Here is a 14,287-nt window from a genome sequence, read left to right on the forward strand (position 1 = left end):
CTTGTCATCAATTCGAAAGACGTGGCAGCACAAGATCCTTGAGATCGGTCAGCTTGCCATGAAAAAAGTGTCCGCATTCTGCCACTTTCAGCAGCTCATGGGGGCGATTCAGGGCCGCGGACCAGTCGTAGACGAGTTGCGGGTCGACCACTTCGTCGGTTTCCGGCTGGATCACGGTCAATGGGCAGCCTTGTGGCAACACGTCGTTATCCCGCAGGCGCATCACGGCCGCGGCCACCATGAACAGGTGCGCGAGTTTTTCGCCCTTGGCTTCCAGGCGGCCGCCGAGGGTGGCCGCGACAAACCCGCCGAAGGAAAAACCCAGCAGGGTGATCGGCAGGTCGGGATGCTTTTCACGCAGCCAGGTGGCTGCCGCTTCGGCGTCGTCGACTTCACCGGTGCCCATATCGTGCGTACCGGCACTGGTGCCGACACCGCGATAATTGAAACGTAACGTGATCAAGCCGGCATCGCGCGCGGTGCGTTGCAGGGTCGATACGACTTTGTTGAGCATGGTGCCGCCCTGCACCGGGTTCGGGTGACAGATCAGCGCCAGGCCACGTGGCTCGGGGTGATCCAGATACAGGGCTTCCAGTTGGCCTACCGGGCCATCGATCAAAACGGGGGTTTCACGCATCAGCAAGGAAGGAACTCCGTGACCTCTCAAGGGGTCGACTCGTCTAGCTAAAAGTCTGTGCATGGCATCATTGCGAGCTTAATCGCGGTATACAGCGCAGGTCCGAGCCGTTAACGTAAAGCAAAGCCGTTTATAGAGGAAGGACTCGTGGAACACTCGCTCTTAGTTTGGTTGTTGCCGACTCTCGCCTTGGTTGCCGGTGTCGCCATTGGATTCCTGGTTGCCCGCCTGCTGCCGAATGCCGCGCCTAACCGCACGCAGCGTCAGCTGGATGACATTCAGGAACGTTTTGACAGTTATCAGAACGAGGTTGTTACCCACTTCAACAGCACCGCGACCCTGGTGAAAAAGCTCACTCAGAGCTATCAGGAAGTACAGGATCATCTCGCCGAGGGTGCCAACCGCCTGGCCCTGGACGACATCACCCGCCAGCGCCTGCTGGCCGCGCTGCATTCCGATGCACCGCACGCTCCACGGGAACGCCTGACCCCTCCGCGGGAAAATCAGGAACCGCCACGGGATTACGCGCCAAAAACGCCAAACGCCCCGGGGATGCTGGATGAGCATTACGGCTTGAAGAAGTAATAGCTTTCAAGCGGCATAAAAAAGCCCGGCTGATCGATGATCAGCCGGGCTTTTTTGTTGGCACCAGGTCGACCAGACGACACTGATCCAATGTGCGAGCGGGCTTGCTCGCGAATGCGGTCTATCAGTCACCCTATGTATTAACTGACCCACCGTATTCGCGAGCAAGCCCGCTCCCACATTGACCGAGTCCGACTTCAGGACACTGGCTGTTCTTGTAGCTGCCCGTCCTGTATCCGCACATGCCGCCCATGGAAACGCTTGAGGCTGCTGCGGTGCCCGACGCTGACGATGCTCAACCCCGGCAACTCATCGATCAACGCCTGATACAGCGCCGCCTCATCTTCCTCGTCCATCGCCGAGGTGGCCTCGTCCATGTACAGCCATTGCGGTTCAAACAACAACGCCCGCGCAAACGCCAGGCGCTGTTGCTCACCCGGCGACAGCATGCGCTGCCAGTGATTGGCTTCGTCCAAGCGTGGAATCAGATGCGCCAGGCGGCAGGTTTCCAGGACCTGTGCATAACGTTGCGCCGGGTACGCGCCCTCCTCCTGTGGATAACTCAACACACCCCGCAAGGTACCAATCGGCAGGTACGGCTTTTGCGGCAGGAACAGATAACGCTCGGCCGGCAAGCGGATGTTGCCGTGGCCGTTTGGCCAGAGATTGCCCATGGCCCGCAGCAAGGTTGACTTGCCGCTGCCGGAACGCCCGCTGAGCATCAATCGCTCACCCTCGGCAACCGTCAGGTTGGCGCCATCGAGCAGGTGACGACCATCCGCCAGATCGAGGCTGAGGTTGCTCATCTGCAAATTGCCGCCCTGGCGTTGCAACTCGATGCCCGTGTTGCGGCCTTCGTTTTCTTCCATCGCCTCGCCAAAGCTCAGCAGACGATCACAGGTCGCACGCCAGCTGGCCAACACGGTGTACGCGTCGACAAACCAGCTCAGGCTGCCCTGCACGCTGCCAAACGCACTGGCCACTTGCATCAGCACGCCCAGCTCTATCTGGCCGGAAAAGTAACGCGGCGCTGCCACCACAAACGGGAAGATGATCGCGATCTGCGAGTAACCACTGGTGAAAAAGTTCAGGCGCTTCTTGAGCTGCATGATGCTCCAGAAGTTGCTCCACACCCGCCCGAAACGTGCACTCAGTTGCTGGTGTTCATTCGGCTCGCCATTGAACAGCGCGATGCTTTCCGCGTTCTCGCGCACCCGCACCAGGCTGAAACGCAAGTCGGCCTCGAAGCGTTGCTGGCGGTTGCTCAAGCCGATCAGTTTTCGACCAATCAAGTGGGTCAACCAACTGCCCAGCACGGCATATACCAGTGCCGCCCAGAACATATAGCCGGGAATCGTGATGCCCCAAACCTCGATACTGCCGGACACGCCCCACAGGATCACCGAGAACGACACCAGGCTCACCAGGTTACTGATAAACCCCAGGCCCAGGCTCAGGGTGCTGCTGGTAAAGGCGTTGAGGTCTTCGGAGATACGTTGGTCGGGGTTATCGGTGTAGCCGCCATATTCCAGGTGGTAGTAGTTCTTCTCGCTCAGCCACTTGGCGAAGTAGGTTTCAGTCAGCCAGCGCCGCCAGCGGATGGTGAGCATTTGCTGCAAATAGGAAGTGAACACCCCGGTGACGATCGCCACCACGGCGATCACGCTGAAATACATCAGCAGGTGGGTGAAGGCGTCGTAGTCCTTCTTTTCCAGGGCGTTATAGAAGTCGCGGTTCCAGCTGTTGAACCACACCGACACGGCCACACTGAACAGCGAAAGCCCCAGCACCACCAGCAACAACAGCCAGGCCTTGAACTTCTCCTCACTGCGCCAGTAGGGGGTGATCAGCGCCCAGACTTTCCTTAAAAATTGCCCACGCACCGCGTCATTGACCGCGGAATACTCAGCGTTCTGATTCATTGTTCAGGCTCGGTAGGAAAAAAAATAACAGGCGTTTGAACCGATCATAAACGATCGGTTCAGGGCTCCGTGCGGCCTGAAGCAGATTGTTCAGTCGCCGTTCAACGTCGAACCGGGCGTTTCTGCAACTTGCGCTGCAACGTTCGACGATGCATGCCCAGGGCGCGGGCCGTGGCGGAGATGTTGCCTTCGTGCTCGGTCAACACCCGCTGGATGTGTTCCCACTGCAGGCGGTCCACCGACATCGGGTTTTCCGGCACCAGGGTGTCGAGGTCGGCGTGCTCGGAGAGCAAGGCGGCCAGCACGTCGTCGGCGTCTGCCGGCTTGCACAGGTAGTTGCAGGCGCCACGCTTGATCGCCTCGACGGCGGTGGCAATGCTGGAATAGCCGGTGAGGATCACCACGCGCATTTCCGGGTCCAGCTCCAGCAGCTTGGGCAGCAGCACCAGGCCGGAGTCGCCGTCCATTTTCAGGTCCAGGGCCGCGTATTCCGGCAGGTCGGCCGTGGCGATGGCCAGGCCTTCCTCGGCGGAACCTGCGGTGCTGACGCGAAAGCCACGACGGCTCATGGCGCGGGCCATCACGCGGGTAAAGGTGGCGTCGTCATCTACCAGCAGCAGGTGCGGCAGTTCTTCGCCTTCGACTTGGATCTCGTCACTCATCGATGTCTCCTCGTGCGACACGGGGCAGGCGCAGCTCGGTGAGCGTGCCGCCTTCCTCATGACTATAGAGTTTCACTGAGCCGCCCGCGCGGGTCACGCTGGCCTTGCTCAAAAACAGGCCCAGGCCGAAGCCTTTGCCCTTGGTGGTAAAGAAGGGCTTGCCGATCTGCTCGGCAATCGCCAGCGGCACACCGGCGCCGTGGTCGCGAATGCTGATGGTGAAGTCTTCCGTATCCCAGTCCAGGGTCACTTCCAACCCTTCCGGGCAGGCATCGGCGGCGTTGTTCAGCAGGTTCAGCAGCGCCTGGGTCAGGTCCGGCGGCGGTGCCATGCGCGGCACCGTGCCCTGGCCCAGCAGGTGGAACCGGTAACTGGCTTCGGGACGCATCAGGTGCCAGCGGTTCAGGGCTTCGTCCAGCCACTGGGTGACGTCTTGCATCTCCACCGCCAGGCGGCGATTGGCCTCGGCGGCGCGCACCAGCTGCTGCAAGGTCAGCTTGCACTGCTTGACCTGTTCCTGCAGCACGCTCAGGTCGTCTTGCAGGGCCGGGTCGTGGTGGTCCTGGGTCATTTCCTTGAGCAGTACGCTCATGGTCGCCAGCGGCGTGCCCAATTCGTGGGCCGCGCCGGCGGCCTGGGTGGCGACGGCCAGCAACTGCTGGTCCCGCAGGCCTTCTTCACGGCGAATGGCGCGCAGCTCTTCCTGGCGGCGCAGCTCTTCCGCCATTCGTGCGGCAAAAAAGGTGATGACCGCCGCCGACAGGGCAAAGCTCAGCCACATGCCGTAGATCTGCAGGTTTTCCCGGGCGATGGGGAAGGTCTGCAACGGGTAGAACTGTGCCAGCAGCAGGGTGTACAGGGTCAGGGCAATACCCGACAGCACCACCGAATAACGCCACGGCAAGGTCACCGCCGCGATGGTCAGTGGCACCAGGTAATAGGACACGAACGGGTTGGTGGAGCCGCCAGAGAAGTACAGCAACACACTGTGGATAAACAGGTCGCAGGCCAGTTGCAGGGCGTATTCCAGCTCGGTCACAGGCCACGTGGTGCGCAGCCGGATCACGGTAAATACACACAGCACCGTGGAGAAGCCGAGGGTCACGGCCAACTGCAACCAGGGCAGCGGCAGCAGCTTGAACCAATAGGCGAGCCCCACCGAACCGGCCTGTGCGGCCAGCACCAGGGTGCGGATGAACGTCAGGCGCCAAAGGTTCTGGCGGGTGGCGGAAGTCAGTTTTACGGCGGCGAGCATGAGCTCTCCCGATGAGCGCTGCAGGCGGATCGCACGGAGTATAAACGAAGCGACAGCGCTGGCACGGCGTGTGTGGCTCTTTGACGCAGGGGTCAGGATCATGACCGTTCGTCGGCATCCGCCAACTTGTAGCGAATGTGTAAACCCGAAGAACTGAAACCTTGCGTCTACAGTCTTACCGAACACGAACATCTCAAGGAGCTTACATGTCTCGTTTCATTCGCAGTGCAGCCACCCTCACACTCGGCGCCGCTACCCTCGCCAGCCTGCCGGCCATGGCCGCTGACGAACTGCATTACAACCAGATTTCCCTGCGTGCCGAAGTCAGCCAGGAAGTGGCGCGCGACCAGATGATCGTCACCCTGTACACCGAGTCGCAGAACACCGACCCGGCCAAGCTTGCCGCCGAAATCACCACCACCATGAACAAGGCGCTGGCCCAGGCCCGCGAAGTCAAAGGCGTGACCCTGCGCCAGGGTAGCCGCAACAGCTACCCGATCTACGACAACAAGAACCAGAAAATCACCGGATGGCGTGAACGCGCTGAGCTGCGCATGGAAAGTGCCGACTTCGCCGCCCTGTCCAAGCTCACCGGCGACATGCTGACCAACCTGAAAATGGACAGTATGGACTTCGCCATCGCCAACCCGACCCGCAAGGCCAGCGAAGATGCCCTGCTTAAAGAAGCGGTCACCGCATTCAAGGCCCGTGCCCAACTGGCCACCGATGCGCTGGGCGGCAAGGGCTACAAGATCGTCAACCTGAACTTCAACACCAACGGTTATCCACAGCCGTATGCACGTGGCGGGATGATGATGAAAGCCGCAGCGATGGATTCGGCACCGACGCCGGAAGTCGAAGCCGGCACCAGCCAGGTCAACATGACCGCAGATGGCGTGATCGAAGTCCAGATGCCTTGATCGAGCGGTACCCCAGTTGCAATGACGCTGCCCACGGGCAGCGTTTTTTTTGCCTGCGCACTTCATTCAAGAAGTATCAGCGGTAATAACCGGATATCAGCTTAAGAAAATACTCAATGGCTGAGAGTGTTCTGGTCCACACACCTTGAAGCGCACCGGCGATAAATCTTTTCAGCTTATAACCCGCGTAATGGCGAACTACATCTTCCCCATCAAAGAACGGAACACGCCTACACGCTGAACCACCTATGGCGGACATCACATCATTCCTGCACACCATGCACATCAGGATTTGTCATATGACCACCATAGGTTCCATCGCGGCAAACAACGGCTTCTTCCTTGATACCCCCTCCTCGGCAGGTATTGCCGAAGAACAGGGAAAACCCCGCCAAGGTACGGATACTTCACGGCAGACATATTCGCCAGGGCAGCCCGTAAAGGCAGCCGATCGGGCCACCGACACTCCCGCATCACGACCCCGCCGTCACACTCACGACGTGTTGATCCCGGGATTGCCATACAACAAGACAGTCGAAAACTACATTCGCAGTGCAACGACAGGGTTCGAGACGCCCCTGGAAAGCACCGCTAACCTTATCAAGGCCGAAATCAAGAAAAAGTGGGGCGAGGACGTTGATCCGGACAACACGTTTATTACTACCTTCAACTACGACCCGACACGGGGAAGGCCTCCTCGCAATGCAAAGGTACTGAACCGGATAACCTTGACCCAGGCGGCCCTGCAAGATGTGCAGAAAAAAAACAACACCGATGAACACCAGACGCCCGAGGAAAAAACACGCACGACCCTGCATACCTGGCTGGAACGGCTACTGACGTTTTCGCCGCTGGGCCAGGCGGGGCTTGCCATTGACTCTGCCGTCAATGCCCAGCAGACCTATGAGTTTATATACCGCGCCTCCCCGCCCGGCCAGCGCCAGCAATACAACGAGTCGATGCGGATCAAAAAGACCCCGGAGCAATTCAGGGAATTGGTGTGGAACACCGAACGCGCCGCGCCGTATAAAACATTCCTGGATACGTTCTGGCCCAGCCACGAAAGCAAATACACGGCATTGACCAAGGCCTCCTTCGTTGCCGCCATCCTGCTCCAGGAAAAGACCGGCAGCCTGAGCCCAAGCGACAAGGAACTGGCGCTACGCGCAGCGAACTTGACCACCGATAAAGACTGGTCGAACCTCCGCGTCGAGGACCTGAAAGCCTCTGCCGCCCAGGACCCAGGCCTGGAAATGGGTCTGCTCAGCATCAACGGTTTTCAATCTTCGGACCTGCTGTACATCACCGACAAAAACCCCAAGGTCACCGATGACGGCAAGATCATCAGCCCCACGCTTTTGTATATTCCCGGCAACTCGTCGCCTATTCATCGCTTTGACAGCCAGGCCCAGATGAAAAACTGGCTGGCTGAGCAAGCTGCCGACCCCACCAAGCGCGAAGCCCTTTCAACCCATTTCACGCTGCGTGACCAGGCCGACCGGACGTTCTCCGACGGCGTGAACCAGACACTGACCGGGCTGGGTGGCTGGCACCGCAAAGACGCGCCGGATGCCGATGTGTTGGAGCGCCTGAATGAATTCAACCCGCAGACTTTCATCACCACCGAACCCCTCGCCCAGGACCCATTCGAGGCCATTACTGCCCGCCAGAAAGATCGCTCGTACAAGGATGCCGAGACCCAAATCGTCACCGACAGCGACGTGACCAAAGCCAACATCCTCAAAGGCCTGGAAACCGCCACCAAGGTCGCGATGCTGATGACGCCGCTGGCACTGGTGATGCCCGAAGTCGCCGTGGCCCTCGAGGTGTTCTACGTCGCCTCCGGCGTAGCGGAGGCCGGTATCGGCATCGATGACGTCAAGCACGGCAAGAAAGGCGGGGCCGACCATATCGTGTTCGGAGTGCTCAATGCGCTGCCGACGGTGGCTTCGGGCGCAACTTCACTGGTGGAGAAAGGGATAGAGAGGGCCTCGAAAGCCCTTGAGTCCTCCACCCGCATCGCCCTCACGCGCGAAGTCGAGCCGGGAGCTGCAGGGGCAAGCGTGCTGGTACCTGAGGGCCTGTCCGCAGACCAGACCTTCCTGATCAAGCGTGCAACCCATACCGATGTAGTGGTCGGGGATGACGTTTACCGCTACGACCCCGCACAACCGGACGCCTTGACCAAGATGGGGCCTACCGAGCATGCCGAGCCGCTGGAGGATTTTGAAGCCGTTTGTGCGCCGGTTGGGCGCCGCGTAAAGCGCAACATTGACAGCTTGTGCTACACAAAAATGATCGAGGACGCCGATACATCGGTCGCTCAAGACGCCCAGGCACTTGAGCATCGGCGTCTCTTGCCGGGCGCCCCAACGCAGGAAGGCGCGCGGACCGTGGTGCATGAGCACAGGCTGTATAGAGTGAGCGACACATCCAGCCAGGAGCTGATGTCGGTGCCCGGGCACACGCCGGTTACCTACCGCAACCAAACCAGCGGGGTGGTGCTCAATGAGCCGGACTTCGGCTATGAAGATATCGGTCAACCACGGGCGCTCAACCAGGAAACCGTGGTTGTAAAGCTGGACCAGATCAGTGATCTCAGTGATGACCAGCGCGTCCTGAGGGGCATAAAAATACCCTACGCAGGAATAGATTATGTGGTGGTCGAGGGCGATACCGGCATTTACTACGTGGCCGAATACGACGGTTCGAACCCTGCGCTCAACTTTCAACGCATCGCCGCAAACACCGATCCGGCCAGCCGGGACATCATCAGGCTGCATGACGAGTACAAGGACCTCTATCGTGACATTTCCGGAAAAACCCACAATAACGATCTGGTGATACTGCCCTCCCTGGACTCACTGGCAAAAAAACTGAGCCTTGAATACAACTTCACACCCGATCAAGCCACCCAACTGGACCGAGTCCTGGCCGGACTGTCCGATGAAAAGAAACGTGAAGTTCTACTGGCAGTCTATGCCTGGGACAAGAAGGTAGAGGTGGCCGCCAAGACCATACAACTTGAGCCCCTTCAAAAGCCTCACTATTTCGGGCAGCTCACGGTCAACGAGCAAAACAAGGCCTACGCCCGTTGGGGCAAGAGAACGGTGGAGGAACAGTTCCAGACAACCGGTATACGGTCGGCCAACCAGAAAACCCTGGCCGATGCCGGTAACAGTCTGCGCAGCGACGTGGCCAATGAAATAGTGACCTGGCTATACACTCGAACCGGCGCGCCCAACTACTCGGAGGTCATCCTGAAAACGGGTGCTGGCAATTGCGACCAGATGGCCAGGGTCGCCACCGATACCGTTAACGCCAGTGGCGGCTTTGCCCGCATTGCACAAGTGCAGGGACACACCTTCAGCGTGGTCGGCGGCCCCGCAAGTCAGCCTAACCTCTTGACCGCTGGATTTGCCGAGCCCGAATGGGCTGATGCGTGGATAGTGGACCCATGGGCCGGTATCACTTGTCCGGCCAACGAGTACCACGGCCAATTCGCACAACGCATGCAGGAATGGAGCGACGAGGGCCGGCAAATCCTGATCGGAGATGGTGGTACGCCGCCTCGGCACGTCTGGAGCGATCCTATGGACCCGCGGTGGATACAGTCCACCGTTTATGGCGGCGCACAGGTGTTTTAAGGCGATCGCCGCGACGCAGGCGCTTGTCTCAACCTGGGTAACCCGAACGGCGGCAACCGTGGTGACCGCCGTTCTCGTTCGCGTAGCGTTTACCTGCCATTTCAGGGAGCAGGACTGCAATGCCGCTGCCTTCGGGCAGCATTTTTTTTGCCTGGCACTTAATTCAAGAAGTTTCAGCGGTAATAACCGGTTACCAGCTTCAGAAAATGCTTAATCGCCGGGCGTCTGCTGGTCCGGACACATTGAAGTGCGTTGGTGATAAATCTTTTCAACTTATAACCCGTGCAATGGACAACTACATCCTCACCCTCAACGAGCGGAACACGCCTGGACGCTGCACCACTCATGGCGTAGATCACCGTACTCCTCATCCACAGTTTATGGCGGCGCAGATGCGTGCAATCAACATCCAGCCAGGTAATCTGAAATGACAAGCTCAGTTCAACTTAACATTGTCCATTACCCAAAAACACCGCTACCCGGTACGACTCAAGAACAACGTACCGAGGCGCTGGAACGGATACCGCCAACGCCATTGAAGAGTACCGATATTTATGAAACGGACAACGTTGGCACTGCCGCCAGGAACGAGTCTGATATCTACAAGGCAACCATTTACGGACCCGACTTTGTTCACGCGCCAGGCGATGGGTATATCTACAATGAGCGAGAGGCTCATATCGATGCCTATGCCAATCGTGTAAAGACGCAGATCGAAAATATAGAAAGTGGCACTGAAGGCGAACGAAACGTCAAGTTCCAGAACGTGCGCCTGTTCATGGACCCCGCAGGATACTTCAGTGGGGGTTTATTGGCAGCCGGGTTCGACCCGCATGAAAAGTTCACGGTAACGTTCAATACCTATGTCGGTATGGGCACAGCACAAAATCTCTCTGATACCCAGACACACACTTATTTCGCATGGGAAATTGCAGCGGGTGCTCTAGCGCATGACAGACCCGCACGTGGTGGGGTTTTAAATTTTCCTGAAATGGAAATAGAAAAAAAAGACCGGACAAAAATCAATGATTTGGAAGCGTTCGGCCGACAACTTCAAGCTCGCTGGGAGAAAGACATAGCCGCGCCGATGCGCGAGGGCTCCGGAACAATAGCAGAGCGATCGGGAAAAGCAGACGCCTATGTAACACGGGGCACGTTGCTGAGCCTTCGTAGTGACACGGAAAATTTCGCAAGGTTAAGCCCTGCCGGCCAGGAAGCGGTGAATCGCACGCTGGACAAGAATGGGCAAGTGATTATCCCCAATATTTACGGCTACCCCATGAGCGGGTATGCCTTTATCCCCTACACGCCTTACGATGGCAATACCGCCAATCGCCCCAATCAGGGAGTCATGATCGACTTGAAGAACGGCGCTGTCCGCGAGATAAAAGGCGATGACGAATTTGCGAACTGGGCCAAAGACAATCGTGATGAATTGATGCGCCGTTTCAATACCGGTGATATGCAAGGGCGACACAATGCCCACTGGCCACCGGCCGGGGCGGTGCTCGACAGCCTCATCCAGGATAATCGGTCGCGATATCCGGGGTACGAACACTGGTACAAAGATAAATCCGTGCCGGTACGAGAGCTATTCAACTACACCGAATCGCGAAAAGCAGGTTATGGGCTGCAATTTGGCGATCTGAACAAAGGTATCGCCCCCCACTATCAGGAGCAGAACGCCAACAATGCGGTGTGGGCCGACCAGACGGATGTGTTTGGTGCCTCGCAGCAAGCCTGGAAGTCGGTGAAAGACACCTGGGGCAAAACCTTTGGTAATCTGCCCATTGTTGGCAATATAGGCAATATCGTGTTTGGCGTGCATGACAGCCTCTATGGCAAGACCGCAGGCGAGCGCACAGGGGGAACTGCTGCGGCCGTCATCTCAAGCCTGATGCTGGCACACGAAGTTGCACCCGGTTTGGTCGAGGCGAGCCTGAGTGAAACTCCGATCACGTTCAACTCCACCGTTACTGAAGACTACCGCTAGAACTATAATTCGCAGAAGAGCGAATTTGAGCTGACACGCGTTTCGAAAGTATCCGGCGATAGTCATCCGGACCCGTCTTTAAATGAAATTGAGTCGAGTGGACCAGAGGTCCCCCCGGCATCTATCAACGTAGACGGCATCGAACTGCCGCCCCTGAAAACGGTTAAAAATCTGCCGGTCGGCGAGGCCCTTTTTTCTACTGCTGAAAAAACCAGTATTCTCAGTGGAGAAATAGATAGCCTGAACACTATCAACGATAAACTTTACACGTTCGTGGATGTGAACAAACAAGGTTCGGCCCAGCGATTGAACATACTGGTACACGGTAAAGTCGATGAGACTACCGGGGTCGCAAAAGTTTCTTATGATGGAAAGCTCAATAGTCCGGAAGAATTGCTGGATACGCTTCACAGCAAAGGGATCCATCCGGAAGAGTTCGACAACGTGCGCCTGCTGTCATGTGATTCCGCAACCGGTGGGGATGCTTCGTTTGCCGCTCAATTCCAAAAGTTGATTGGCCGCCCTGTCAAAGGTTATAGCGGCACCTTGAGTGCCAACCTGGCCCCTGAAGAGATAAAAGCTGCCATTGACAAGGTAGAAAAAATCTACCTGGAGAACTTATCCGCACAAAATATTCAGATCACCGATAACGTCCGTACCGCAGTAAGAGCTGAGGCTGAACAGTATGTCAGCGAAGAAATGGCGCGAATCAAGAAATTCAAGCCGTCAAAGAACAACCCGTACTGGAATCCGTTCAAGTGGTGGGCGTTCACTTATAAACCCGAACACTTTCCGGCTAAATCGTAGCGACCTGGAATAGCCGAATCCCGGAGACACTGGGGCCTCGCATGCTTATCTCTACCTGAGTGACAAGAACGGCGGTAACCTCGGTGACTGCCGTTTTCGTTCGGGCACTATTTGCCTGCCACTTCAGGGGTCTCCATGGAAAGAATCACCTTAAAACCGCTGCTCCTTGCTGCCGGCCTGCTGGCATTCATGCCCATGGCCCAGGCAGCCGGCACCCTGGTCTACTGCTCCGAAGCCAGCCCCGCCGGCTTCGACCCCAGCCAGTACACAAGCGGCACCGATTTCGATGCCTCCGCCGAAACCGTGTTCAACCGCCTGACCCAGTTCAAGCGTGGCGGCACTGAAGTCGAACCCGGCCTGGCAACCAATTGGGACGTGTCCAAAGACGGCCTGATGTATACCTTCCACCTGCGCGATGGCGTCAAGTTCCACACCACCGACTATTTCACCCCGACCCGTGATTTCAACGCCGACGACGTGCTCTTCACCTTCCAGCGCCTGCTGGATCCCGAGACCCCGTTCCGCAAGGCCTATCCATCGGAGTCGCCCTACTTCACCGACATGGGCTTGAACACCACGATCAAGAGCGTCGAAAAACTCGACGAGCACACCGTGCGCTTCAACCTGAACAACGTTGACGCCTCCTTCGTGCAGAACCTGGCCATGAGCTTCGCCTCGGTGCAGTCCGCCGAATATGCCGCGCAGTTGCTCAAGGAAGGCAAGGCCGCGGACATCAATCAGAAACCGGTGGGCACCGGGCCATTTGTGTTCAAGCGTTACCAGAAGGATTCGCAGATTCGCTACAGCGCCAATAAACAGTATTGGAAGCCCGAAGATGTGAAGCTCGACAACCTGGTGTTCTCGATCACCCCGGACGCCGCCGTGCGCCTGCAAAAGCTCAAGGCCGGCGAGTGCCAGGTCAGCGGTTACCCGCGCCCTTCCGACATCGAAGTGATGAAGCAAGACCCCAACCTGCGGGTTCTTCAGCAAGCCGGCTTCAACCTGGGCTTTCTCGCCTACAACGTGACCCACCCGCCCCTGGACCAGCTCAAGGTGCGCCAGGCGCTGGACATGGCCATCGACAAGCCGGCAATTATCAAGGCGGTGTACCAGAGCGCCGGACAATTGGCGCAGAACGCCCTGCCTCCGGCCCAGTGGTCTTATGACCCGACAATCAAGGACGCGCCCTACGATCCGGCCAAGGCGCGGGCGCTACTAAAAGAAGCAGGGGTTGCACCAGGTACCACCCTCAACCTGTGGGCGATGACCGTACAACGCGCGTCGAATCCCAATGCCCGGATGTCGGCGCAGATGATCCAGCAGGATTGGGAAAAGATTGGCATCAAGGCCAATATCGTCAGCTATGAGTGGGGCGAGTACATCAAACGCGCCAAAGCCGGCGAGCACGACGTGATGATCTACGGCTGGACCGGCGACAACGGCGACCCGGATAACTGGCTGGGCGTGCTCTACAGTTGTGCCGCGGTGAAGGGCAGCAATTATGCAAAATGGTGTAACCCGGCCTACGACAAACTGGTGCAGCAGGCCAAGGTCAGCAGCGACCGCGAGCAGCGCATCAAGTGGTATCAACAGGCACAAAAAATCCTTAAGGAACAAGTACCTATAACGCCTATCGCAAACTCGACGGTTTTCCAGCCCCTGCGAAAGGAAGTGCAGGACTTCAAGATCAGTCCTTTTGGACTCACTCCCTTCTACGGCGTCAGTCTGAATAAGTAACAGCCGCGCCCCAACCGAGTGCGCCAGACGCCTCGGTTGGGCATTCCTGGTGCAGCCCTCGCACCGAAAAAAACCCTCAAAAGTGCGTAAATGTGTCTGAACTTACACATATGCGACATTCG

The 14,287-nt window shown here is 57.8% G+C and carries 11 protein-coding genes; 7 read left to right on the plus strand and 4 right to left on the minus strand.

The features are described 5' to 3' along the window. Window positions 1-7 precede the first annotated feature (7 nt). Complete coding sequence (locus tag A462_RS09390; protein WP_023659190.1) at window positions 8-637, minus strand: alpha/beta hydrolase; 630 nt, start codon at window positions 635-637, stop codon at window positions 8-10. Between the two features lie 147 nt (window positions 638-784). Here A462_RS09390 and A462_RS09385 point away from each other — a divergent pair, with 147 nt between their 5' ends. Continuing rightward, on the plus strand, window positions 785-1,222 hold the full coding sequence (locus A462_RS09385) for a YhcB family protein (protein ID WP_003216019.1): 438 nt from the start codon (window positions 785-787) through the stop codon (window positions 1,220-1,222). A gap of 197 nt (window positions 1,223-1,419) precedes the next feature. Here A462_RS09385 and A462_RS09380 read toward each other — a convergent pair whose 3' ends face one another. The 3 genes from A462_RS09380 to A462_RS09370 form a co-directional block, all read right to left on the minus strand. Beyond that, window positions 1,420-3,144: an ABC transporter ATP-binding protein/permease gene (locus tag A462_RS09380; RefSeq protein WP_008437256.1), complete on the minus strand. Its 1,725-nt coding sequence runs from the start codon at window positions 3,142-3,144 to the stop codon at window positions 1,420-1,422. A gap of 101 nt (window positions 3,145-3,245) precedes the next feature. Further along, on the minus strand, window positions 3,246-3,806 hold the full coding sequence (locus A462_RS09375; protein ID WP_003216016.1) for a response regulator transcription factor: 561 nt from the start codon (window positions 3,804-3,806) through the stop codon (window positions 3,246-3,248). Then, entirely contained in the window at window positions 3,799-5,061 is a 1,263-nt protein-coding gene (locus A462_RS09370; RefSeq protein WP_008437257.1) for an ATP-binding protein, read from the minus strand. The genes A462_RS09375 and A462_RS09370 overlap by 8 nt, the downstream gene beginning before the upstream one ends. A 206-nt stretch (window positions 5,062-5,267) precedes the next feature. Between A462_RS09370 and A462_RS09365 the strand changes: the two genes are divergently transcribed. From A462_RS09365 to A462_RS09355, 6 genes are all read left to right on the plus strand, one after another. Next, window positions 5,268-5,981: an SIMPL domain-containing protein gene (locus A462_RS09365; protein WP_003216012.1), complete on the plus strand. Its 714-nt coding sequence runs from the start codon at window positions 5,268-5,270 to the stop codon at window positions 5,979-5,981. A 299-nt stretch (window positions 5,982-6,280) separates the two neighbouring features. Further along, a complete protein-coding gene (locus A462_RS09360) occupies window positions 6,281-9,628 on the plus strand; it encodes a dermonecrotic toxin domain-containing protein (RefSeq protein ID WP_023659189.1) in 3,348 nt (1,115 codons plus the stop codon). A 119-nt stretch (window positions 9,629-9,747) separates the two neighbouring features. Then, a complete protein-coding gene (locus A462_RS34310) occupies window positions 9,748-10,059 on the plus strand; it encodes a hypothetical protein (protein WP_134327322.1) in 312 nt (103 codons plus the stop codon). Further along, a complete protein-coding gene (locus A462_RS34930) occupies window positions 10,056-11,621 on the plus strand; it encodes a hypothetical protein (RefSeq protein WP_238544252.1) in 1,566 nt (521 codons plus the stop codon). The genes A462_RS34310 and A462_RS34930 overlap by 4 nt, the downstream gene beginning before the upstream one ends. A 279-nt stretch (window positions 11,622-11,900) precedes the next feature. After that, window positions 11,901-12,428, plus strand: coding sequence for a hypothetical protein (locus A462_RS34935; RefSeq protein WP_238544253.1), 528 nt, complete (start codon window positions 11,901-11,903; stop codon window positions 12,426-12,428). Window positions 12,429-12,563: 135 nt separating this feature from the next. After that, window positions 12,564-14,165 carry an ABC transporter substrate-binding protein gene (locus tag A462_RS09355; protein WP_008437261.1) on the plus strand — a complete coding sequence of 534 codons (1,602 nt, stop codon included), beginning with the start codon at window positions 12,564-12,566 and terminating at the stop codon, window positions 14,163-14,165. Window positions 14,166-14,287: the final 122 nt, after the last annotated feature.

The organism is Pseudomonas sp. Ag1, from assembly GCF_000278565.1.
GTDB lineage: Bacteria > Pseudomonadota > Gammaproteobacteria > Pseudomonadales > Pseudomonadaceae > Aquipseudomonas.